20 protein-coding genes are annotated in these 23,411 nt (G+C 65.8%); 12 read left to right on the top strand and 8 right to left on the bottom strand.

Translation table 11 applies throughout. From position 1 onward, the window contains the following. Position 1: 1 nt before the first annotated feature. From RHCRD62_RS19325 to RHCRD62_RS19315, 3 genes are read left to right on the top strand one after another with little or no spacing between them, the layout of a single operon-like run. Complete coding sequence (locus tag RHCRD62_RS19325; protein WP_050066383.1) at positions 2–1,177, top strand: thiolase domain-containing protein; 1,176 nt, start codon at positions 2–4, stop codon at positions 1,175–1,177. A 10-nt stretch (positions 1,178–1,187) separates the two neighbouring features. Continuing rightward, complete coding sequence (locus tag RHCRD62_RS19320; protein WP_050066382.1) at positions 1,188–2,051, top strand: TIGR03619 family F420-dependent LLM class oxidoreductase; 864 nt, start codon at positions 1,188–1,190, stop codon at positions 2,049–2,051. A gap of 7 nt (positions 2,052–2,058) precedes the next feature. Next, positions 2,059–2,487 (top strand): nuclear transport factor 2 family protein, encoded by a 429-nt coding sequence (locus RHCRD62_RS19315; protein WP_050066381.1) that lies wholly within the window; start codon positions 2,059–2,061, stop codon positions 2,485–2,487. A gap of 181 nt (positions 2,488–2,668) precedes the next feature. Here the strand turns inward: RHCRD62_RS19315 and RHCRD62_RS19310 are convergent, their stop codons facing one another. Continuing rightward, positions 2,669–3,934, bottom strand: a complete 1,266-nt coding sequence (locus tag RHCRD62_RS19310; RefSeq protein ID WP_050066380.1) for a cytochrome P450 — start codon at positions 3,932–3,934, stop codon at positions 2,669–2,671. Positions 3,935–4,096: 162 nt separating this feature from the next. On the opposite strand from RHCRD62_RS19310, the gene RHCRD62_RS19305 reads away from it, so the two are divergent. From RHCRD62_RS19305 to RHCRD62_RS19295, 3 genes are all read left to right on the top strand, one after another. Then, complete coding sequence (locus RHCRD62_RS19305) at positions 4,097–5,260, top strand: steroid 3-ketoacyl-CoA thiolase (protein WP_050066379.1); 1,164 nt, start codon at positions 4,097–4,099, stop codon at positions 5,258–5,260. Positions 5,261–5,396: 136 nt separating this feature from the next. Then, positions 5,397–6,221, top strand: coding sequence for an alpha/beta fold hydrolase (locus RHCRD62_RS19300; RefSeq protein WP_050066378.1), 825 nt, complete (start codon positions 5,397–5,399; stop codon positions 6,219–6,221). Positions 6,222–6,302: 81 nt separating this feature from the next. Next, positions 6,303–6,650: a zinc ribbon domain-containing protein YjdM gene (locus tag RHCRD62_RS19295; protein ID WP_050066377.1), complete on the top strand. Its 348-nt coding sequence runs from the start codon at positions 6,303–6,305 to the stop codon at positions 6,648–6,650. 144 nt (positions 6,651–6,794) lie between these two features. Here RHCRD62_RS19295 and RHCRD62_RS19290 read toward each other — a convergent pair whose 3' ends face one another. Together RHCRD62_RS19290 and RHCRD62_RS19285 are read right to left on the bottom strand one after the other, a co-directional pair. Beyond that, positions 6,795–7,469, bottom strand: coding sequence for a hypothetical protein (locus tag RHCRD62_RS19290; RefSeq protein ID WP_157050996.1), 675 nt, complete (start codon positions 7,467–7,469; stop codon positions 6,795–6,797). 146 nt (positions 7,470–7,615) lie between these two features. Continuing rightward, positions 7,616–9,925, bottom strand: a complete 2,310-nt coding sequence (locus RHCRD62_RS19285) for an ATP-binding protein (protein WP_084734380.1) — start codon at positions 9,923–9,925, stop codon at positions 7,616–7,618. A 225-nt stretch (positions 9,926–10,150) separates the two neighbouring features. Here RHCRD62_RS19285 and RHCRD62_RS19280 point away from each other — a divergent pair, with 225 nt between their 5' ends. Then, a complete protein-coding gene (locus tag RHCRD62_RS19280; RefSeq protein ID WP_084734406.1) occupies positions 10,151–10,834 on the top strand; it encodes a hypothetical protein in 684 nt (227 codons plus the stop codon). Between the two features lie 181 nt (positions 10,835–11,015). Here RHCRD62_RS19280 and RHCRD62_RS19275 read toward each other — a convergent pair whose 3' ends face one another. The 3 genes from RHCRD62_RS19275 to RHCRD62_RS19265 all read right to left on the bottom strand — a co-directional run bounded on the left by RHCRD62_RS19275 (position 11,016) and on the right by RHCRD62_RS19265 (position 12,978). Continuing rightward, positions 11,016–11,756: an SDR family oxidoreductase gene (locus RHCRD62_RS19275; RefSeq protein ID WP_050066374.1), complete on the bottom strand. Its 741-nt coding sequence runs from the start codon at positions 11,754–11,756 to the stop codon at positions 11,016–11,018. Positions 11,757–11,913: 157 nt separating this feature from the next. Further along, a complete protein-coding gene (locus tag RHCRD62_RS19270; RefSeq protein WP_050066373.1) occupies positions 11,914–12,393 on the bottom strand; it encodes a hypothetical protein in 480 nt (159 codons plus the stop codon). A 168-nt stretch (positions 12,394–12,561) separates the two neighbouring features. After that, positions 12,562–12,978, bottom strand: coding sequence for a DoxX family protein (locus RHCRD62_RS19265; RefSeq protein WP_050066372.1), 417 nt, complete (start codon positions 12,976–12,978; stop codon positions 12,562–12,564). A gap of 341 nt (positions 12,979–13,319) precedes the next feature. Between RHCRD62_RS19265 and RHCRD62_RS19260 the strand changes: the two genes are divergently transcribed. From RHCRD62_RS19260 to RHCRD62_RS19255, 3 genes are all read left to right on the top strand, one after another. Beyond that, entirely contained in the window at positions 13,320–13,550 is a 231-nt protein-coding gene (locus RHCRD62_RS19260; RefSeq protein ID WP_050066371.1) for a three-helix bundle dimerization domain-containing protein, read from the top strand. 50 nt (positions 13,551–13,600) lie between these two features. Next, positions 13,601–13,792, top strand: a complete 192-nt coding sequence (locus RHCRD62_RS26750) for a three-helix bundle dimerization domain-containing protein (RefSeq protein WP_367379654.1) — start codon at positions 13,601–13,603, stop codon at positions 13,790–13,792. A 100-nt stretch (positions 13,793–13,892) separates the two neighbouring features. Then, positions 13,893–14,768, top strand: a complete 876-nt coding sequence (locus tag RHCRD62_RS19255) for a hypothetical protein (RefSeq protein ID WP_216596648.1) — start codon at positions 13,893–13,895, stop codon at positions 14,766–14,768. A 1,692-nt stretch (positions 14,769–16,460) separates the two neighbouring features. On the opposite strand, the gene RHCRD62_RS26645 is transcribed toward RHCRD62_RS19255, so the two are convergent. Further along, complete coding sequence (locus RHCRD62_RS26645) at positions 16,461–16,586, bottom strand: hypothetical protein (RefSeq protein ID WP_301280731.1); 126 nt, start codon at positions 16,584–16,586, stop codon at positions 16,461–16,463. Between the two features lie 1,185 nt (positions 16,587–17,771). Between RHCRD62_RS26645 and RHCRD62_RS19250 the strand changes: the two genes are divergently transcribed. Further along, positions 17,772–18,476, top strand: a complete 705-nt coding sequence (locus tag RHCRD62_RS19250; RefSeq protein WP_253277391.1) for a ScbR family autoregulator-binding transcription factor — start codon at positions 17,772–17,774, stop codon at positions 18,474–18,476. Between the two features lie 186 nt (positions 18,477–18,662). Continuing rightward, entirely contained in the window at positions 18,663–21,932 is a 3,270-nt protein-coding gene (locus RHCRD62_RS19245) for a protein kinase domain-containing protein (protein ID WP_050066369.1), read from the top strand. A 99-nt stretch (positions 21,933–22,031) separates the two neighbouring features. Here the strand turns inward: RHCRD62_RS19245 and RHCRD62_RS19240 are convergent, their stop codons facing one another. After that, on the bottom strand, positions 22,032–22,952 hold the full coding sequence (locus tag RHCRD62_RS19240) for a hypothetical protein (protein ID WP_050066368.1): 921 nt from the start codon (positions 22,950–22,952) through the stop codon (positions 22,032–22,034). Positions 22,953–23,411: the final 459 nt, after the last annotated feature.

Below are 23,411 nucleotides of genomic sequence, written 5' to 3'. Positions count from 1 at the left end.
TATGGCCCCGCAACTCGCCGCGGTCCTCGGCACCGGCCAGACGTACTACGTCGCCAAGCGTCACGACGTGACGATGGCGGGCATGATCCGCGAGGCGGTCGACCGCGCGATGGCCGACGCCCGCGTCGGCTGGGACGACATCGACGCCATCGTCATCGGCAAGGCCCCCGACCTGTTCGAAGGGTCGATGATGCCGGAGCTCGCGATGTCGGATGCATTGGGCGCCAACGGCAAGCCGCTGCTGCGCGTCCACACCGCCGGCTCGGTCGGTGCCTCGACCGGCAACGTCGCGGCCAGCCTGGTGAAGTCCGGCGTGCACAAGCGGGTGCTCGCGGTCTCGTGGGAGAAGCAGTCCGAGTCGAACGCCATGTGGGCGCTGTCCACGCCGGTGCCGTTCACGATGCCGGTCGGCGCGGGTGCAGGCGGGTTCTTCGCCCCGCACGTGCGCTCGTACATCCGCCGCTCGGGCGCACCCGATCACATCGGCGCGATGGTGGCCGTCAAGGATCGCCGCAACGGTGCATTGAACCCGTACGCACACCTCAAGCAGGCCGACATCACCGTCGAGTCCGTGATGGAGTCCCAGATGCTGTGGGACCCCATCCGTTTCGACGAGACCTGCCCGTCCTCGGACGGCGCCTGCGCCATCGTGATCGGCAACGAGGACGCGGCGAAGGCTGTCGAGGCCGACGGCCGCAAGGTGGCGTGGATCCATGCGACCGCGATGCGCACCGAACCGCTGGCGTACGCCGGCCGCAACGTCGCAAACCCGCAGGCAGGCCGCGATGCCGCGGCCGCACTGTGGAAGGCCGCAGGCATCACCGATCCGCTCACCGAGATCGACGAGGCCGAGATCTACGTGCCGTTCTCGTGGTTCGAGCCGATGTGGCTGGAGAACCTCGGATTCGTGGCCGAGGGCGAGGGCTGGAAGTTCACCGAGGCAGGCGAGACCGCGATCGGCGGGCGGATGCCGGTCAACGCGTCGGGCGGTGTGCTCTCGTCGAATCCGATCGGTGCATCCGGCATGATCCGGTACGCCGAGTCGGCGATGCAGGTGATGGAACGCGCCGGTGACCATCAGGTCGACGGCGCGCGGAAGGCCTTCGGCCACGCGTACGGCGGTGGCTCGCAGTACTTCGCGATGTGGGTGGTCGGCTCCGACCGCCCGACCAACTAGGAGGCGCGCCGTGAAGTTCACCGTCGGAATCGCGATGAGTCCGCTCGAGCAGCTGGTGCCGCTCGCGCAGACCGCAGAGGAATGCGGATTCGCGAACATCGCCCTGCCGGACTCCCTGTTCTTCATGGAGACTGCGGCAGCTGACTACCCGTACACGCCGGACGGATCCCGGATGTGGAACGCCGAGACCCCGTGGGTGGACCCGCTGATCGCCGCCACGGCGATGGGCACGGCCACCTCGACGATCGGCTTCTACACCAACGTCCTCAAGCTGGGTTCCCGTAATCCGCTGCTGCTCGCCCGCCAGGTCGGGTCGGTTGCGAACCTGACGCAGGGCCGCTTCGGGTTCGGTGTCGGGATCGGCTGGGCACCCGAGGAATTCGAGTGGTGCGGCGTCCCCTTCAAGAAGCGGGGCGCCCGCGTCGACGAGATGATCGAGGTCATCAAGCTCGTTCTCGACGGCGGGATGGTCGAGTACCACGGCGATTTCTACGATTTCGACCGGCTTCAGATGAGCCCGGCACCGAAGTCTCCGGTGCCGTTCTACGTCGGTGGGCACACGGAGGTCGCGCTCAAGCGTGCGGCCCGGGTCGGCGACGGCTGGACGTCGGCGATGATGAAGTTCAAGGATCTGGCGGCGACGAAGCTCCGCCTGGACGAGCTCCGCGCCGAATACGGCAGGGAGAACGAGCCGTTCGAGATCCAGGCCGTGTGCATCGACCGGTTCGGCAAGGACGGCTACGCCGAACTCGCCGACGCGGGTGTCACCGACACCATCGTGGTGCCGTGGTTGTTCGACGGTGTCGCCTTCGACGGACCGCTCGAAGCCAAGCAGGACTCGCTGCGCAAGTTCGCCGCCGAGAACATCGGATAGGAGCGTCATGACCGAGACCACGACCAGCCAGACCGACCACCCGGCCCTAATCGCCTCGCGCGCATCACAGTCCGCGGCGAGCGGCAAGCGCAAGGAAGAGTGGCTGAACCTATTCGCCGAGGACGGCTGGGTCGAGGACCCGGTCGGCCCTTCGGGTTTCGATCCCGAGGGCAAGGGCCACCACGGCCGCGAGGCGATCTCGAAGTTCTACGACATGACGATCGCCAACACGGACTCGCTCGAGTTCATCATCGACGACCAGCTCCAGTGCGGGCAGGAGGTCGTGAACATCGGCCGGATCCGCACCGTGATGGCGGGTGCGCAGATCGACGCCGAGGGCGTGTTCGTGTACCGCGTCAACGACGAGGGCAAGCTGCAGTCGCTGCGCGCCTTCTGGGAGGTCGAACGGGCCATGAAGACACTCGTCAAGCTCTGACCCTGACAGCGAGAAGGGCCGCACCGAGAAATCGGTGCGGCCCTTCTCGTTTCGACTGTCTCAGTCGCCGTCGCGTACCCGGCTCGCATTCGGTGGAGATATCCGACAGCGCCGGCGGGAACCCTCACGATCCCGCCGGCGCCGCCTCGCGCACCGTGACGAACTCTCCCTCAGTGAGTCGTCAGTGCGCGACGGGGCAACCCCCACCGGTGCCCTGGGTCTGGTAGTCCACCTGGTACTCCTTGAGGCCGTTGAGCCATCCGGAACGCAGGCGGCGAGGGGAAGCAACCTCGACGAGGTTGGGGAGGTAGTCGGCGATCGCGTTGAAGATCAGTTCGATCTCCATGCGGGCCAGGTTCGCGCCGAGGCAGTAGTGCGCACCGGTGCCACCGAACGAGAGGTGCGGGTTCGGGTCGCGCAGGATGTCGAACTTGTGCGGCTCGTCGAACACCTCCTCGTCGAAGTTCGCCGACACGTAGTTCATCACCACGCGCTGGCCCTTCTTGATCGCGACGCCACCGATCTCGGTGTCCTCGAGCGCGGTGCGCTGGAACGCGGCGACCGGGGTGGCCCAGCGGATGATCTCGTCGGCGGTGGTCTTCGGGCGCTCCTTCTTGAACAACTCCCACTGTTCGGGATTGTCCATGAACGCCTTCATGCCGTGCGTGGTTGCATTGCGCGTGGTTTCGTTGCCCGCCACCGCGAGAACGATGACGAAGAAACCGAACTCCTCGGCGCTGAGCTCGTCGCCGTCGACGTCGGCCTCGATCAGCGTGGTGACGAGGTCGTCGCCCGGGTTCTGCTTGCGCTCCTCGGCGAGCTGGTATGCGTAGCCGAGGATTTCCATCGACGCGGCGGCCGGATCGATGTCGGCGAACTCGGGGTCGTCGTAGGAGGTCATCTGGTTGGACCACTCGAAGACCTTGCCGCGGTCCTCCTGCGGCACACCGATCAGCTCGGCGATGGCCTGCAGCGGCAGCTCGGCGGCAACCTGGGTGACGAAGTCGCCACTACCCTCTGCAGCGGCGGCCTTGACGATCGACTCGGCGCGCTCGCGCAGCTCGTCCTTCAGGCCGTTGATCGCGCGAGGGGTGAAGCCGCGGGAAACCAGCTTGCGGAGCTTCGTGTGCTCGGGGGCGTCCTTGTTCAGCAGGACGAAGCGCTGCAGTTCGATCTGCTCGCGCTGCATGTCGTCGGCGAAGCGCGGGATCGCGGTGTTCTCCCAGGTGGAGAACACGTCGCTGCGCATCGACACGTCACGGATGTCCTCGTGCCGGGTGACCAACCAGTAGCCACCGTCGTTGAAGCCGCCGACACCGTCGGGCTGCTCGACCCAGAGCACGGGCTGAGTCTTGCGAACCTCGGCCAACTCTTCGACCGGGAGTCGGTGTGCATAGATGTCCGGGTCCGTAAAGTCGAATCCCGCGGGAATGTTGGGCTGTGCCACTACTGTCTCCTGCCCTCGCGACGATGCCGCCAAGTGATCTGTAACACGTTCTATCGATATTGAATCACAACCCCTCCGTCTAGGAAAGATCTGAGTACAGAGTCCTTGCCGACCGGCGGAACCTGTTCTACTTTTTTGAGAGAATCGTGAAAGGAGCCCACTGTGGGCACACCAGTAATCGTCGAAGCCGTCCGCACCCCGATCGGCAAGCGCGGCGGATGGCTGTCCGGCCTGCACGCGGCAGAAACCCTCGGCGCCGTCCAGGTCGGCCTGCTCGANCGCGCCGGAGTCGATCCGGCCCTCGTCGAGCAGGTCATCGGCGGCTGCGTCACCCAGGCCGGCGCGCAATCCAACAACGTCACCCGCACCGCCTGGCTGGCAGCAGGCCTGCCCTGGCAGGTCGGCGCGACCACGATCGACTGCCAGTGCGGCTCCGCACAACAGGCCAACCACCTCATCGCGGGCCTCATCGCCACCGGCGCCATCGACATGGGCATCGCATGNGGCGTCGAACAGATGAGCCAGGTCCCGCTCGGCGCGAACGTCGGCACCGAAGCCGGACCCCGACGCCCCGCATCGTGGGACATCGACATGCCCGCACAGTTCGAAGCGGCCGAGCGCATCGCCAAGCGCCGCGGCATCACCCGCGAGGACATCGAAGCACTCGGCGTCCGCTCGCAGGCACTGGCCAAGCAGGCCTGGGAGGAAGGCCGCTTCGACCGCGAGGTACTGCCCGTNACCGCGCCCATCATCGGCGAGGACAAGCTCCCCACCGACGACAAGCACATCGTCTCCCGCGACCAGGGNCTGCGCGACACCACCGCCGAGTCCCTCGCCAAGCTCAAGCCCGTCATCGAGGGCGGCATCCACACNGCAGGCACCTCGTCGCAGATCTCCGACGGCGCCGCCGCCGTGCTGCTGATGGACTCCGACCGCGCCCTCGCACTCGGCCTCAAGCCCCGCGCGCGCATCGTCTCCCAGGTCCTCGTCGGCGCCGAGCCCGAGTTCCACCTCGACGGACCCGTCCAGGCCACCGCGAAGGTNCTCGAGAAGGCCGGCATGAAGATCGGCGACCTNGACCTGTTCGAGGTCAACGAGGCCTTCGCGTCCGTCGCACTGTCCTGGGCGCAGGTGCACGGCCCCGACATGGACAAGGTCAACGTCAACGGCGGCGCACTCGCNCTCGGCCACCCNGTCGGCAGCACCGGCTCACGCCTGATCACCACGGCCCTGCACGAACTCGAGCGCCGCGACGGCTCCACCGCGCTGATCTCGATGTGCGCGGGCGGCGCGCTCGCCACCGGCACCATCATCGAAAGGCTCTGACACCACGCAGCGCCGGCCACCGACCCGCCCCTCCTGCGATCGACACACCGCAGGACGGGGCGGTACACGTCGCTTCGCACCCCACGCGGGACGCCACCCCTGTCGTCCCGAAAGACACCTACACGGAAGAAGATTCATGCCGATCGCCACCCTCAACGGGATCCGACTGAACTACGACGTCACCGGCGAGGGTCCACTGGTGCTGCTGATCATGGGAACTGGCAGCCCCGGACGAGTGTGGCGCACCTATCAGGTGCCGGCCCTGGTCAAGGCCGGGTTCCGGGTCGCCACGGTCGACAATCGCGGGATCGCACCGTCGGACGAGTGCGCCGGCGGGATGAGCATCGACGACCTCGTCGCCGACACAGTGGCGCTCATCGAGCACCTCGGCGGCACCCCCACCCACGTGGTCGGCACATCGATGGGTTCCCGTGTGGTCGCCGAATTGGCCCTGGCGCGCCCGGACCTGGTTGCCAAGGCCGTCATGCTCGCCGCCACCGGTCGCCCTCACCCGATGGCCCACACCCTCAACCTCGGCGAACAGGCGCTTCACGACCAGGGCATGAAGCTGCCGGCGCCGTATGCCGCCGCGATCAAGGCGACGCTCAACCTCTCACCCCACACTCTCGAGGACCCGGACCGGGCGCAGGAGTGGCTCGACATCTTCGAGTTCTCTGCCGCGGCCACGCCGTCGGCGGGTGTCCGCGCACAACTCGGCATGGACCGCTCTCACGATCGGCTCGCCGACTATGCCCGCATCACCGTCCCGAGTCTGGTCATCGGATTCGCGGACGATCGGATGACTCCGGCCGTGTTCGGACGGGAGGTTGCTGACGCCATCCCGGGCGCCCGCTACGAGGAGATCGAACACTGTGGACACTTCGGCTACCTGGAGCGGCCCGACGAAGTCAACAGCGTGCTCATCGACTTCCTGACCGGGCGTACCACGGCGCCACGCTGATCCGTGCCCGCCCTCGGACGATGCCGACCGGACCGGTAGCCGGTCGGCATTTTCCATCAGGGACTGGAATATCCTGATCCGGTGGACCAGACCCTGCCTCCCTGCCCTGAATGCTCCAGCGAGTACACCTACGAGATGGGGTCGCTTCTCGTCTGCCCGGAGTGCGCGCACGAGTGGGCGCCGGCGTCCGCGGATGCTGCGGACGAGTCCGAGGTGATCACGGATGCAGTGGGTAACGTCCTCGCCGACGGCGACACCGTCACTGTGATCAAGACCCTCAAGGTGAAGGGCAGCCCCACCGGCATCAAGGCCGGCACCAAGGTGCGCAACATCCGCCTTGTCAACGGAGTCGGCGACCACGACATCGACTGCAAGATCGACGGAATCGGACCCATGCAACTCAAGTCGAGCGTCGTCAAGAAGGTCTGACCCGGCCCGCACCGAACCTCACTTCCAGTTCACTCTTCTCTCTCGTCTCTCCACGCCGCCTCAAGAGACCCGAGCTCACCGCGCAACGTGACGCTGCCATCGGCGGCTCGCATGACGAACACGAGTGCGGCCTACGCGGACGAATCAGCTGTCGGCGTCCCCGCTCGCTCCCCAGAGATGCGCTGCGTAGCGCGGGCATGTCTCTTCGTCGTCGAGGTCGTCGATCACTGCCGAGAGTTCCGAGTGGCCATTGAGCGCGGCGAGGGTCATGAGCACGTAGCGGAGGTCGCGCTCGTCCCGGTGTGGAAGCGCGGCAGTCTCGGCAGTGATCCTTCGCGCCTCGGCGAGCGCCTCTGCATGAGGATCAGGCCCCACGTCCCGAGACGAAACGGCGGCGATCGTCTCCTGCCACATGCTGGGCGTGGAGTCGCTCACGATGAGCCCGAGGACGGTGACGTACTCGAGTCGCTGCTCGACGCTCACGCGCCGAGCGATGCTGACCAGGTACGGAAAAGCAGCGACGGCGGCCGGCCAGGTGGTGCCTTCCGAAACGAGTGCGGGCCACTGCTCGGTGAAGCGCTCGCCGTCCACGGGATCCGCATTCATCGCGCGCAACCAGTCGGGCACCCACGTAGCATCGCCGTCCCTGGTCGACAGATCCTTCCAACGCGGGTCGTCCAGGGGAAGCGCCCTTGTCGTGGAGGCCTCCGGACGCCAGAGGGATTCGCTACTCGGCTGCATCACGAGTCCATCGTCGACGAAGACAGCGAGGATGTCGAAATCGATGGGGACTGGGTTGGTTTCGGTGAATCTGCGCATCTCGTGTCCCGAGTACTCGACGAACCGCGGCACAACGGCCGCGGACTCGGGACCGCTCGAGAGCACTGCGGCCGGGCGGCCGGTCCCCCGTCGAGAATCGTCGACTTCTCGTGAGCGCTCCGGAGCCACCGGAGACCCTCCCGCCGTCAGGCCTCCTGACCCGCGCCCGCGGCGACCCACGCTGTGATCTGCGCGCGTGTCGTGAAGCCCAGCTTGGTGAGGATGTTCTCCACGTGCCCCTCCGCGGTGCGCTGTGAGATCACCAGCTGCTGCGCAATGGCCTTGTTGGTCATCCCCTGTGCGACGAGTTCGGCGATCTCTCGCTGCCGTCGGGTGAGACGCATCGTCGGCGCGCTCGCACTCGGCTCGGCGGGCGTCTGGTCACCGAGTGCGTAGGCGATTGCCGCGTCCACGGAGAGGTCGCGCCCGCGCGCGAAGGCGGCCTCGAACGCTTTCTGGCCGATTGCATCCGTCGACTCGCGAACGACTCGATCGTGATGGCCGAACAGGTCGCGGACCACGATCGTGGGGCTGCCGGCCGCCTCCCCCACCCACGCTGATGCACCCATCAGTACCGCGGCCCGCTCGGGACGGTCCGCAGCGAGCCAGGCCAGGATCTCGAGACACATCGCGAGGCCGAGAGGATCGTCGACGAGACGGGTGAGCCGCACCCCCTCTTCGATCAGCTGTGCCGCGCGCTTGGTGTCGCCCTGCTCCCAGACCGCCAGTCCCAGCATGCCCAGCGAATAGGACCGGTACATGGACTCGCCGTACGACGCGGTGAGGGCGACCACCTCCTCGTGGCAGGCGATCGCGCGTCGAGAGTCCCCCGACAGCCCGCATGCCATGGCGAGTCCGACGAGGGTCCCGACGCGGGCCAGCGGGGCGCCCTCGGCGCGGAGTGTCGGCAGTGATTCCTCGAAACACTCTATTGCGCGGGCGAAGTCACCGGAGAAGGTCGCGAGGTAGCCGGTCGCGGAAACCGCGAACGCGAACACCGCGGGATCGTCTTCGGGGTGTGTCAGGGCGCACGCCGCATCGGTCCACTCCTGGGCCGCCGGAATATCCCCCTGCATCAACGCCAGCATGCTGCCGAGGCACAGCGCCGTCACCCGCGACCCGGCCGGAGCGCCGTCGGCACGTGCCAGCGCCCGATCGATCCAGTACCGCCCCTCGCTGTACAGACCGCGGGAAACCCAGTAGGGATAGATCGCGACGACCATGTGCAGCGCGGCGTCCGGTTCCGCCGCGGCAGTGACGCTGAATTCCAGCGCCGCGCGAAGATCGTCGCGTGTCCGGTCGAATCGAGCGAGCCACTCGAGTTGCCGGTTCCCGATCCACTCGGCCTCTGCCTGCAGCGTCAGCCGCTCACACCAGTCCTGGTGACGCTGCCGCAGGAGCGCCGACTCGCCGGCCTCCGCCAGCCTCTCCAGCCCGTACTCGCGAATCGTCTCGAGCATCCGGTACTGGGCGACCTCGCCCGTCTCCTCCCGGATCAGAATCGACTTGTCGACCAGCGAGCCGAGCACGTCGACCAGCTCGCTGTCGGCGAAGCCGCTGACCTCGGCTGCGGCGTCGAGCTCGAAGCCGCCGGCGAACACCGCCAGCTGGCGCCACAGCGTCCGCTCCCGGTCGCTCAGCAGGTCGTGACTCCAGTCGATGCACAGCTGCAACGTCTGCTGCCGCGACGGGGCGACGCGAGTGCCGGTGGTCAGCAACCGGTATCGGTCGGTGAGCCGAAGGAGGATCTGCTTCAGCGACAGCGCGCGCAGCCGGGCCGCGGCCAGTTCGATCGCCAACGGCAGGCCTTCGAGCCGCTGGCATATCTCCGCGACCATGCACTGGTTGTCCACGGTCAGACTGAACCCGGGAACCGCGGAGCGAGCCCGAGCTTCGAACATGACGACGCCCTCGTACCGGCCCAGACCCCGCAGCGACGCCGCTGTATCCGGATCCGGAACTGTCAGTGGCGGAACCCGCAGCACCGCCTCCTCCCCGGCGGCCAGCGCCTCCCTACTGGTCGCCAGGATCCGCACCTCGGGGCATGCGCTCAGTACGGCCTTCGTGAGCTCGGCGACCTCCGTCACCAGGTGCTCGCAGTTGTCGAGAACGATCAACGCGCGCCGGTCCGCGAGGAAGTCGATGAGAAGTGGAAGTGGCGAGCGGGCCACTCGTTCCCGGAGCCCGAGCGCGGCGACCACCGTGTCCGCGAGCAGGTGCGGTTCGGCGAGTGCCCCGAGCTCGACGAGCCAGACCCCGTCCTCGAAGTCTTCCTGAAGGTTCGCCGCGACCCGCAGCGCGAGCCGGGTCTTACCGACACCACCCATCCCGGTCAGTGTCACCAGGTGCGACTCGGACAACAGCCGACGAACCTCCGCCAGCTCACGGCGACGGCCGACGAAATTGGTGAGTTCGTGCGGGAGGTTGCCCACCCGCACCCGCACTGCCGACTGCATAGGGACATCCCTTCGGTGTCGCGGCGCCACTACCCTGCGCAGCTGAGGGAGCAAGGGTATCTCTACCCGGATCCGAGTGGGCGGAACGCACCCTGATCGAAACTCGAACGGGCGAAAAACGTTCTGCCGGGAGTGATCCCATACGACACGACCGAGGACTCGGTCGGCGTATCATTCGCATGGTTGCCGAAGGGCGGCAACGGTCTCGACGGGTGGGGAAGCACGATGGTCGAACGTCCTGAACAGCTTGGCGGCCGGTGGTCCGGCAACCGTGCACCCAAGCTTCTCGCAGCCTGCGTCCTCGTCACCGGGATCGCGCTGGGCAACATGGGAATGGGAGTCGCCGGGGCCGAAATCGATTCCGGTTCCTCGTCCCCCTCCGCGGTCGACCTGGAATGGGAGGCCTCATGGGCGGCCTATCGGCTCGAGTCGAGCCAGGCCGACTGGGCACTGACGACCGTGACCGTCGACCTGCCCGTCACCATTGACGCGCCCGCCGATCGGGTGTTCCCGGCGTACTCGAACCTCTACAACAGCCTCGGACGCCACCCGTTCCTGAAGGGCATCCTCGACCGCCGCAGCTACACCGACGGCGACGCCGACGTCTGGGAGTTCATCGCCCTCGAGGACATCCCGGCCGGCTCGGCGTCGATCCCCGGACGCACCGTCGGGCAGCAACGGATACACGCCGCGGATCGCTGGTACACCACCGATACCTGGGACGCGCCCGGCGTGATCACCAACCAGAAGGTCACCTTCACCGAGAACGGCGGCGCGACCACGGTCGTCGAGCACCTGACGTTCAGGGCACCCGCGGTGCTGATCGACTACACCGTGCAGAACGGCGTGTCCTCTCACATCGAGAACCAGCAGGCCATGAAACGCGACATCGAGAACGGCACGCTCTAGTGCTCCCGGCCATCAGGTTGTTGCCGGGCGGCTGACCGCGGATTGCGGTGTCGGGTGGACCAGGTGTCAGCGGGGGACGTCTATCCGCAATTCAACTGGTCACGCTGCGCAGCCGCCGTCCTGTGCATCTTGCACGATGGCTGCGGTCGGCGGGTGCGGAGCTGCACAAAGACCGTCCGAGTCACTGACGGGTCAGCCACTCCGACAACTGTGTCTGTGCGAGGTGCGCGCCCGCGCCGGGCAGTAGCTCGCGGTCCGGCGCCGCCCCGAAGTACCGCGCCTGCGGATCGGTGATCACCTCGCGCGGATCGTGACGTGCGGCCAGCACGGTGCGGACCCACTGGTCGAGGCCGAACGCCTCCGGGCCCGCCACCTCGACGGTGCCGTTCAGCGGGTCGCCCACCGCGGTGTCTCCGACGGCGGCCGCCACTTCTTCGGCCGCGATCGGCTGGACACCGGCACCGGGCAGCCGCACCTTGCCGTCGGCAGTCGCGGAATCAGCGATGCTCCCCGCAAATTCGAAGAACTGGGTGGCGTGCACGATCGAGTACGGCAGGCCCGACCCCTTGATCAGCTCCTCCTGCGCAACCTTCGCCCGGAGGTATCCGGACTCCGGTAGCCGGTCGGTGCCCACCACCGACAGCGCCACATAGTGGCCGACGCTTGCCTCGCGGGCGGCATCGAGCAGATTCGCGGTGGAGGTCCGGAAGAACGTCATGACGTCGTCGTCGGCGAACGACGGTGAATTGGAGACGTCGACCACGACATTCGCATCATGAAGCACCTCCTTCACGCCCTCACCGGTGAGCGTGTTCACGCCCGTACTGGGCGCAGCCGGAACCGCTTCATGGCCGCGCTCACCAAGCCGAGCGACGAGCGTCGAGCCGATCAGCCCGGTGCCGCCGATAACGACGATCTTCATGCCTTTCCTTCCATTCGATTCGATCCGGAGTCAACAGGATTCCCCGCCTTCGTTGAAAAATTCAGCGAGGCTTGCTATTTGACTGGAGCTACCGAGCACGGTGGCAGGCCGCAGATGGTGTTCGAGCCGCACAAGGCACGGACACCGACACGTCAGTTCACTCTTCTCGCGTCTGCGTGTTCTTTCCGGTCGCGCCGCCGTTGCGAGCTTCGATGGCCTCGACGGACTTCTTGAACTGCTTTCCCAGAACTCGGGTGCCGAAAAGTCCGAGCACCCCCGCGAGCAATCGTCCCCTGAGGTTCTTGCCATCGCGGACCACGACGGCATCCACGTCTGTCACACCCGAGGACTGCTGCGTAAGTGTGTAGGTGTGGCCTGAAGCACCGCCCCACAAATTGGAGTCGGTGGTCGTCATCACCACACGATGGGGGTCGGTCCAGTCGTAGTGCAGGGTTTCCCAGATGCCGCTCGAACCCTCCGTGACATCAGCGTCGTGGGGGCCTTCGTGATGCACCTTGAGGTAGCTGTCAGCACTGTTGCCGAAGAGTTCCTTGCGACCAGGCCCGAAATCGGTGAGACCGGCCAGGAACTGCTCGGGCGTCGCGGTGGTCGTCTGGTGAAGATGAATCGTGGTCATGGCGCCTTCCTTGCCACATGGATGTTCCGCTCGGCCCTGAGGACCGACGTCGGTGCCCATCCAGAACACCACTCACACGAGCGTCGCGGAAGGGGTCCGGCGCATGCTCCCTGAGTCCGCAGGACGGATCTTCGGTACGGCGCATCCACAGAGTGGTATGGCGCGAGCTCAGGAGATGGTGAACAGTGGCCCGGTGATGGTCAGCCCAAGATCGCCGGTGTGAGCGAAAAAGGCGAACAGCATCAATGCCGCGCCAGCCAACGCGATGTCCTTGTTGAACTGGACCATCTCCGTCTGTCTGGCCTGCGCATCGGATTCGGACCAGAAGTTGTGCATCAGCGCCGCGGTCGGGACAAGGAAGGCGACCAGCAGCAGAGCACCGAGGTCGGCCCAGACGCCGAGCAGCACGCTCAATGCACCGACAGCCAGGACCACACCCGAGACGACAACGGAGAGCTGCGGGACGGGCACGCCCTTGCTCGCGGCGTACTGGGCCATGGCCTCGGATTGCGTCAGGTGGCCGACAGCCGATGTCAGGAACAGGACCGAGAACAGGATTCGGCCGATGAGAACGAGGATGTCCATCGTCTACCTCCGCTGTGAACTCTCTTGGTATTCACCTTGCCGAGCTGAACTGCCGTGACCTGCTGGTCACCATGGATTGACACTCACTCAACAACATTCTCCTGCATCTGGACCAGTCGCGGATGCGTTGGGACTGACCCGCCAGGGAGTTCGGCCAGTCACCGCCACTCCGCCAAGATTGACAGTGGAGCTGACCAGCCGGAATCGACACCGGCTGCTCATTGTCCAACGACCAGCAGCTGAGTTGGGAATGAGAAGCGATATATCGGAGAAGCAGATCGCAGGGCAAATTGCCAGGAAACGGCAACCTGGCATTCATCGCTCGATGGTCGAATGCCGGTATGGGCAAGAAGAAGGACAACGCCGGCTCGAAAGAGACCGCGGCATTGAACGACATCGCGGCGGCGATCAAGAACGACTTTCCGCACTTGACCGACAATGACGTCGCCGCGATGATCGACCGCGCCCGAGAGGACTTCTACAACCGGCCCATCCGCGAATTCGTCCCACTGTTCGTTGAACGCCGGATCCGGTCTCAGCTCACCAACCAGAAGGAACAGAAGCCGTCCTGAGGGAGACTTCCTCATGTTGCCGAAGGAAGAACAGCACCTGATCGACCTCGATCCGGCGCCTCGCCACCACCTACCCGAAGAAATCCCTCGCCGAAGTCAGCGACGCCGTCACTCGCGCCCGAATCCACCTCGACGGCAAACCCATCCGCGATTTCGTTCCTCTGCTCGTCGCAGCGTCACGCAGACAAAGAACTGTGCATCACCCGGCCGACAATCTGACCGAACACCCCACTCCTCGCTGAAGGTCAACAACTTCGTTGTCGGATGCCCTGCAAGGACCGCGTGCCAGCCGCAACGGTCGCGATGCGATCCGGCCTTGGTAGCGCGTGCGATCATGTTGATGTGAGTGCTGGGGCTACTGCCGCGGCCTGGGCCGAGCAGCAGATCGCTTCTGTGCGCGACGATCCGGCAGGCCGGATCGCGCTCATGCAACGCTGCTACTACGGCCCGTACGGCAAGGCCCCGCGGCATCTCCCGTTCCAGCGGGCGGCGATGTCGTTCATGCGATGGCAACTCCGGCGAGGACTGCTCCAACCACTGTCCAGCGACCATCCCGGGAGCCCATGGTGGCGTGCGGTGAACGAGCGCATCCTTCGCGACGGGTGCGAGGCGGTGGCCCTGAGCGGGTACTTCACCGGGCCGACCTCCTCGCAGACGGTCGACTTCTGGATGTCCTTCGCCGACTACCCGACCGCCCGGTCCTGGTATCGGGCGCACAACGGGAGCGTGGTCGCCGCCTACCTCGAGCGCCGCGACGAGGCGGCGGCCGAGAACGAGGCCGAGCGCTTCTTCATGAACGTCGTACTCTGCCGTGTCCTGTTCAGCCACGCCCTCGTCGCGGCCCCCCGAATCTCGCTGGGATGGCTACGCCCTCTCGCCCCGTTCCTCGGCGACCCGAGACTGGGCATGACCGGGATCTTCCTACAGCTGTCTCGCGTGCTTCCGGACCAGTATCCGCTCGACGAGGGGGTTCGGTCCTACCTCGATGCCGAGCTCGGATTCGGCCGACTCCTGGACTACGGGGTGATCATCCCAAGGGTGCAGCAGCTCTACGAGTGGTCATCTCACGAGCTCGCCGCGCCAGGTCTGCTCGACTGCATCCGCGACGGAGCCCTGACCTACGCATGGCCATTCGAAGACCGCGACGTCTGGCGGCCCCCGAGTTCGTTCATCGTCCGGATGGCGCATGGGGCGCTCCGACCGGACCGACGCGACTGAGCGACCGCGGCATCGGCGCCCGCTCGGACGGGCCATCACCGACCTCCGGAACCCGGCCTCGGCGGTGAAATTTGTACGCCGATGCGAGCAGCTCCGATGGAAGTCTCGACGTCCACTTGGGGCGAGTTGCTGCGGATTCCCACGAAAGACTGCGCCACGGTGTCGACGCTCGGGTAGTTCAGCACCTCCACTGCAGCCGATATCTCACCTTCAGGGGATATCCGCAACGGGGAATTGCGGATATCCCGAGCGTCGCTCGATTCCACCCCAGTCAGGTCTTTCTGAAGTATGCACGTCCCTGAGATTGGAACAGTTGTGTCGATGCCTCGTTGAAGGGGAACTTGGACGAACCGCACAGTCCACCCAAGTGATCCGTTGCCACCGAGGTCGAAGACCACGGTGTCCCCACCCGCGCTTCTCGCTATCGAGACCGAATCCAGCGTAGGTCGAACCAATTCCGGTAGTTCTTGTCCAGGCGGGACAGGTATCAGAGCGGTTGCTACAGGTTGCGGATTGCCGACAACAACCTGCCCAGAGGACGACTCAAACTGTTGGCACGACATCGGGCGCGCAGCGTCGGCAGCAGGGTGGCCGGTGCTCGCTGGATGATCCTCACGGACTCCACATGCGGCTAGCAGTGCAGCGGCTGAAAGGAAGAGCGCCATGTCGCTGACCCAATTCCGGATCACGCGCACCGTGCAGCCTTTCGAGGTTGGCCCTGATCGGCTCTCTTCCACTGTCTTGCCATGTAGAAGACCTTCGACGGTCTGACATGGCCAGCGTGGTCTTTGGTAAGTCCCTCCGGGGCGGTGCGATTTAGGCGAGAGGCATGAACACTCTGCCCTCAGGCCCGAACTCGACACTCAAGGCGCCGGCGTTGGTGCCCGCGTTCGCCGAACTGATCCGCGAGGGGCGTCCATGAGTCCAGCCATTGCCGATCTGCAATCCACCGCGCCGACAGTTGTGGGGCCAGATTCCTCCGTCAGGTGGGGCCACTGACTGTTGACAGAGCCACATTGACTGACCTCAAAGCCACCATTTCGGTTGCAGTCCAGGTTGATCGGACACACGCCAATTCTCTTCCCTGCCCCGGTTGCGAACGACGCGACGGCCCGCCTGACGAATCCTGCCGACACATCGAACACAACAACCGCGAACGGAAGGTCCCACTCGGCCTGGACCACAACGGAACTCATCCGGATCTGTGCGATCAGGAGCCCCGTCAAGTGTGATCATCAATGGGTCAATTCTATTGCAGCCCAGAACTATCCGCCAGCGAAAACCCTTGGCACACATTCCATTCGATCCGTCAGCGACGGATCGAGCTGACGGCGCCACGCCCTGCGCAGCCCCACGTTTCTGTGGGCCTGCGCAGGGCGCTTCGTCGTAGATGACTTCGACTGGCACTACAGATTGACTACTCGCCGGCGCTCAGGGAGTCGGCGCTCGACCAGCCTGCCCCCTGACTCGAGGCTGTGTCCAACCCGAAGAGCGTCATCGTGGTCAGACCCGACGCGAGATTGACAAGACCTGTCCAGAAGTTTCCCCACACAGTTGATTCCTCCTACCTCTGTTGTCAGGAAAGCGCGATGAGGAACGTGGTGAAGTAGTTCCCCATCCCGAGCCAGCTGGTCCACGCCTGGTGGGCGAGGTCCGCAGAGAATGCCTGCATTTTTGTGTATCCCTTCTCTTCTAGATGACCTTGATTCCGAACACCAGCTGTGCCGGCACTACGATCAGCGCAATGAACAGCTGGGGCAGCATCTGCGTGGTTGTTTCCCCCAGCGAGCCGGTGGTTTCGGCAACATCAGATCCCATTTGCTCATCCCTCACTCGAGTAGGTCGACGACATGGTGTTCAAGCCGTCAATGGATCCGCCCAACGGGCCGGCGATGCCCATCACCAGGGGAAACATCGCCTTGAGTAGCTCTTGGAGCATTCCCGCTTCCTTTCTTCCTGTTCGCCGGATACTGGATCGTTGACATCGGTATGTCAGTCCTCCGGCGCGGTCCTCTGTTCGTCGAGAATCGGCTCCCGTATGTGGCGACGATGCCGACCACGAATGTCTCGTGCGAGTCGGGATCGGACATTGACAGGCGAGTGTCCGATCCCGACACAGTTCCCCCCGGGGACCTGAGCGACACAACAAGGGCTGCGCCGCACAGGTCCTTCGACTTCCGCTTTTCGAGCCGTCTCCCCGACGGCTGTCGAGATCCCGCCGTCAACTGCGAGATCATCCGGCCCACTGGTATCGCAGCCGACTACTGGCTAGTCACACTCGCCATCTTTGATCGAACCCTCAAGGAGCAGAACGCTTCACGGTCATTCCTGTCGTGCGGGTCGGGCTCAGCCCTTTTGCACCCCCGGTTCACCTGTTCGAATCGGGCGATGTCTGCAAACGCCTGACGAACGCACCGAACATAGACCAGGAGATTGGAAACGTCGCGCTTATACAGAAAGTTCTTGGCACCTCACGAGCCCAACCGAAAAAATACCGTCCAGTCGCCTTTTATTATTTCTGTTGCAGCAGAATGGATTTCATCACATTGAGCGATCTAAACGCCCATGTCCGATCTCCAAAAAAATACCGGCCAGATGGTTTCAGTCTCGGCCGATCCGTGCGATGGCCGCCTTGCAGGGGCCCTGGCCCTGACGGGGCGAGAAAGCACCTGCGTGTCCTCTCCGCTTTGGGTGCGGCAGGTGACAGCCTGGCGCCCACGGCGTGGGGCGGCCTAATCCCGACCGTCATGTCAGCGGGTGCACCCATGCCAGCGGGGGACAGCCTTGCGGCACCGTCGCCCGACTCGGCCTCCCAGTCGGGCGACGATGTCCCGGATACGTGGCAGGGAGCATGCGGCCGCAAGCGCCGCGAATGCACAACCCGGATGACACTCGCTCGACGCCACGCCACGTAGGGTGGCAGAACCGATGAAACCGTCGCCCTGAGTAACCGATGCGCGGGACGCCGGTGGGAGATGGCGTGCCGTCATCACGGTCGCTCGTGTGGGGGCCGGTCGGAACGTTCGTGAAGATGTCGGTTTCCTTGAACTGAGAGGGCTTGAGTCGGTGGCTAGGCAAGAGCGGGCGATCGCGACACGGCAGCAGATCATCCGTGCTGCCGCCGAGTGCTTCGATATCACGGGGTACGAACGCACAACCCTGGCCGACATTGTCGATCAGTCTGGCGTCACCAAAGGCGCCGTGTACTTCCACTTCAGATCCAAGGACGATCTCGGAACCGTCGTCATCGACGAGCAGCATGCAATCTCGATGGCCGCGGTTGCCCAGATCCGCACCACCGGCGCGCCAGCACTCGAGCAATTGGTCATGCAGGCGTACGAGATGGGGCGTCAGATGATCGACGATCCCGTGGTGCGAGCGGGCATCCGACTTACCCTTGAGCTCAGCGCCTCGGATGGCCCCCCGAAGCCGTACCTCGACTGGATCTCCGGCCTCGATCGCATCTTCCGTGATGCGGCCGCCGAAGGTGACCTCGCCGACACCATGGACCCTGCGCATCTCGCGCGGTACTTCGTGGCGGCGTTCACAGGGGTGCAGTTGGTCTCGAACGTCCTCACCCAGCGCCACGACCTCGAACTGCGAATCGCGCAGATGCTCGAGGTTTTTCTCCCTTCGATCATGGCCCCGCGGCGTCGGCGGCGGGCCGAGAGCTACTTGCGTGCGAGGTGGACTCCCCCGCAGACGTGATCCGAACATGCCCCCTTGGAGGGCGCCGCGACCACCTCGCGCGCGAGGCGATCGGGCCGCGAGCACGGCGCTGAGCTGGTACGCACCCCGAATCGGGTGGCAGTATGGGATTCCAGAACCTGCCGTGAGGTGAGTGCCGTGCCGTATCCACGAGGACGTCCTACGCGCGACGGATCGGCCTGACCGATGGCCGGGAGCGATCCGTTCGCGACTCAGCGTGGGGTGAACCCGTCTGTGGTGTCGGAGCTCGATGCCGCCGGGTTCACCGATGCGAGCGAGATCGGACGCGGCGGATTCGGCGTCGTGTACCGCTGCACGCAGGCGCCGCTGGACCGCACCGTGGCGGTGAAGGTGCTCACCGCCGATCTCGACGAGGAGAACCTGACCCGATTCCTCCGAGAGCAGCGGGCGATGGGTCGACTGACCGGGCACCCCAACATCGTCAACGTCCTACAGGTCGGTTCCACGGAGAGCGGCCGGCCCTACATCGTGATGCCCTACTACGCGCAGCGTTCGCTGGACGTGCGCATCCGAGACGACGGACCGCTGCCGCTCGAGCAGGCACTGCAGTTCGGGGTGAAACTCTCCGGTGCGGTGGAGTCCGCGCACCGGCTCGGCATCCTGCATCGCGACGTCAAACCAGCGAACGTGCTGCTCACCGACTACGGCGAACCTGCACTGACCGACTTCGGCATCGCACACATCTCCGGCGGGTTCGAGACCGCCATCGGCACGTTCACCGCAACCCCGGCCTTCACCGCACCCGAAGTTCTCGATGGCGGATCACCCAGTCCCGCCGCGGACGTGTACGGACTCGGCTCCACGCTGTTCTGCGCGCTCACCGGCCACGCGGCGTTCGAGCGTCGCAGTGGAGAGCAGGTCGTTGCGCAGTTCCTGCGCATCACCACCCAACCCGTCCCGGACCTTCGCGAACTGAACATTCCCGACGACGTCGCGGCCACCATAGAGCGCGCCATGTCCACCGACCCGGACGCCCGCCACACCGCCGCACAGCTCGGTGACGCACTGCGTGAAATCCAGTTCCGCCATGGTCTTCCCGTCGACGAGATGGCCCTGACGTCCACGCCGTCCCTGAGGCGGAGCGATCGTCGACCGCCGACCGGTGGTGGACGATCGCCGACGGTCACCTCCACGCGCAACAAGAAGGGGAACCTGCCCGCGGAGCTGACGAGTTTCGTCAACCGTCGCAACGAACTGGCGGAGGCCAAGGAGCTGATGTCGAGTTCCCGGCTGGTGACGCTCACCGGAATCGGTGGCGTCGGCAAGACCCGCCTTGCGCTGCGGATCGCGTCGAGCACCCAGCGCGCCTTCACCGACGGGGCGTGGCTGGTCGAGCTGGGCGACCTCCACGACGGGTCACTGCTTGTGAGCCTGGTGGCCTCGGCCCTCGAGCTCAAGTCGTTCTCGACCCAGCCGCTGCAGACGGTCCTCGCGGAGTTTCTCGAGTCGCGCCAGACCCTGCTGGTGCTCGACAACTGCGAGCAGGTGATCGACGCGGTGGCGGACCTGACCGGGACCCTCCTGCAACGGTGTCCCGACCTGCGGATTCTCGCCACCAGCCGGGAGTCCCTCGGCATCAGCGGGGAGAAGACGCTTCGCGTCCCGCCGATGACCGCACCGGAGCCCGACGGCACACTCGATCTCGGGGGCCTGCCCAGCTACGACGCGGTGACACTGTTCGCCGAACGCGCTGCCGCGGCACTGCCGGGATTCGAGCTCACCGAGGACAACATGGCCGCCGTAGTCGGGATCTGCCACCGGCTCGAGGGCCTGCCGCTGCCGATCGAACTGGCAGCGGGACGACTGCAGGCACTGTCGCCCGAGCAGATCCTGCAGCGTCTCACCGACCGATACACCCTGCTGAGCCGAGGCAAACGCGCCGCCCCGTCGCGGCAGCAGACGTTGCGACTGTGTATCGACTGGAGTCACGACCTGTGCACGCCCGAAGAGCAGAAGCTGTGGGCTCGACTGTCGGTCTTCGCGGGCAGCTTCGAACTCACGGCGGTCGAGCAGGTGTGCGGTGCCGACCTGACGCCGGACGCCCTGCTCGACCTGATTGCGTCGCTGGTGGAGAAGTCGATCCTGCTTCGCGAGGAATCGGCGACCGCGGGGAGGTACCGCCTCCTCGAGACCCTCCGCGAGTACGGCCTCGAGAAGCTCGAGGAGTCCGGCGAGCACGCGCGGATCCGGCGACGCCACCGGGACTGGTACGAACACCTGGCGCTGCAGGCCCAGGCCGACTGGATCGGACCGCGCCAGCTGGACTGGATCGCCCGCCTGAAACTGGACCAGCAGAACATCCGCGAGGCGTTGGACGCCAGCGTCGCGGAACCGGACGACGTGGCGGTCGGCCTGCGCATCACGGCGGCCCTGTACCCCTTCTGGCTCGCCACCGGACAGCTCAACGAGGGCGCCCGCTGGACCGAACGGATGCTGGCGGTCGAGAGTGTTCCGCGGGACGCGGATTGGGTGCGAGCCGCGAGCCTCGGCGGGGTGCTCAACGGTTTTCAGGGTGATGTCGAGGCCGGCACCCAGCGGGTCGAACGGGCACGCGCCGCAGCAGCGGACACCGACGACCCGGACGCCGACGCGACCGTGCTGTACGCGGCCGGAAACCTCGCCTTGATGACCAACGACCTACCCACCGCGGCAACGCATTTCGAAGCGGCGCTGGAGTTGTTTCCGCCCGAGGACCTCCTGCTCCGGGTCGTCACGCTGACCGGTGTCGAGGTCGCCCACGGGCTGCTCGGACACACGGCGAAGGCCGCCGACTGTCTCGAGCAGGTACTGACCATCACCGAACCGCGCGGCGAGCTCGTGTTCCGAGCCTGGGCGCTGCGGACACTCGGATTGACGGTGTGGTCGACCGAGCCGGCGCGAGCGGTCGCTCTGATCGAACAGGCCGTGCAACTATTCCGGTCCGTCGACGACTCGTTCGGCTCCGCGCCGTGCCTCGAATGCCTGGCCTGGATCGCCGCGGCCGGCGACGCCTACCCGCGGGCGGCGGTGTTGCTGGGCTCCGCGGAGGCCATGCGGCGGACGGGGGGTGTACCGAACATCGCGCTCCCGACGCTGCGCGAGTTCCACGACGAATGCGAGCAGCGGACGCGGCGCGCGCTCGGCCCGAAGTCCTTCGACGCGAACTACCGCAAGGGAGCATCCGCGAGCTTCGGCGAGGCCGTGGCGTACGTGCTGGCCGAGACCGCCGAGCCGGCCCGGCCGGCCGCCAAGGACAAGACCAAACCGACGTTGACCCGACGCGAGCAACAGGTCGCGGACCTCGTCGCCGAGGGCCTGACCAACAGCGCCATCGCCGCCCGACTGGTGATCTCGCAACGAACCGCCGAGGGACACGTCGAGCACATTCTCGCCAAGCTGGGATTCACCTCCCGAACACAGATCGCCGCGTGGGTCGTCGAACACCATCGAGGCTGACCGCTGCACGACCCACTCGGGCGGGTCCTGGCGGACCGAACAGACGCCGCGAGGCCGGTTCCCGCAGCGGAACCGGCCTCGCGGCGCTGACGAGCCGGATCAGGACTGGAAGAGGGACCCGAGCGATCCGAGATCCACCGAGCCGGCACCCGGATCGACGGGGTCGACCGGATCCACCGGGTCGACCGGTCCACCCGCGCCGATGGTGATGGTCGCCAGTGCCTGGCCGCCCGCGTTCACCGGCACATCGTTGGCCGGCCGCTTGCCGTCCTTCGGGGTGCAGAAGGTCGGTGCGTTCTGCTGGGAGCCGAGCGCGAACGCCCGTGCCAGGAAGGTGTCGTAGTTCGTCTCGCTGTTGTAGTTTGCGGCGTCGCCCGACACGCGCACCTTCGGGGTGACGACGCCCTCGGCAAGGGCCTTGACGGTGACCTCGACGGCGGGCAGCTGGAACTTCGTGGAGCCGTCCGCGGTCGGGTTGCCGTCCATGTCGGTCTTCGTCTTCTCCACCGCGATGCCACCCGGGGTGTTGAGGCTGGACTTCGGGCCGTTGCCGACGGTTTCGTTGTCTCCGGACAGGCGGAGGATGGTGCCGGCCGCGTCGGGCTCGCCCGCTTCGTTGACGCGGATGACCGAGGGTGCGACACCGACCAGGCCCTTGCTCGTGCCCGCCACGACCGTGGCGCCAACGAACTCGGTGTTCTCCGGGATCTCCCAGTCGATCTTGAGTCGCTGGATGTCGGTGGTGGTGGCGATGGACTCCTTGTCGGGCAGCGAACTGACCGTCGGCTGCAGCGTGTAGCTGAACTCTTCGCCGACCTTCGCGGTGTCCGGGGCCGTGATGCTCATGCCCAGCGGCTGCGACATGTGCTGGGTGAGGATCGCGCGGGCCTGGCACGCGCCCTGGAACTCGACAGTGTTACTCGCTGCGGACGCCGGTGATGCCATCAGCAGCGTGCCAGCGGCAACTGTGGCGGCCGCGGCGATGGGGCCTGCGGCACGGCGAACGTGGGTGAAGGACATTGCACTCCTTGGGTGGCGGGTAGCTACTTTACGAAGTAAAGAACTTCTGCGATCTGGACCATAGGCGAGAACTTGTTCGTTAGTGCCGGAAATCGTTGAAGCAACAAAGATCCAGTTCACGCCACAAAAGTGACTTGCCATTAGCTCATCTAATAAAATCTGTTCTATACAGGCTCTTTGCGATTCACTGGCGCAACGTTTACTCGGCGCGCGTGGTCGGCGATGGACTGCGCGCCGCCGGACGAGCACATCGATTGCCACCGCCGGGCGAAGCGTCTTCGTGGAACACGGCAGAGCAGCTAGCACTCGCGGCCTACGCTGGCACTACAGAAGGGTCGGGCGGATCCCACGTTGGAGGCCACGCCATGCGCCGTACAACGATTCATCACCTACTCATCGCCGGCGCCGTTGCGTCGGCAACCACACTGACGCCGTTCCTCGGCTCCCCGGCAGCAGCGG

The organism is Rhodococcus sp. RD6.2, assembly GCF_001040705.1.
Classification (GTDB): Bacteria; Actinomycetota; Actinomycetes; order Mycobacteriales; family Mycobacteriaceae; genus Rhodococcus_G.
Note: the sequence above shows the minus strand (reverse complement) of the source record. Positions and strands in the feature narration are given on the sequence as shown.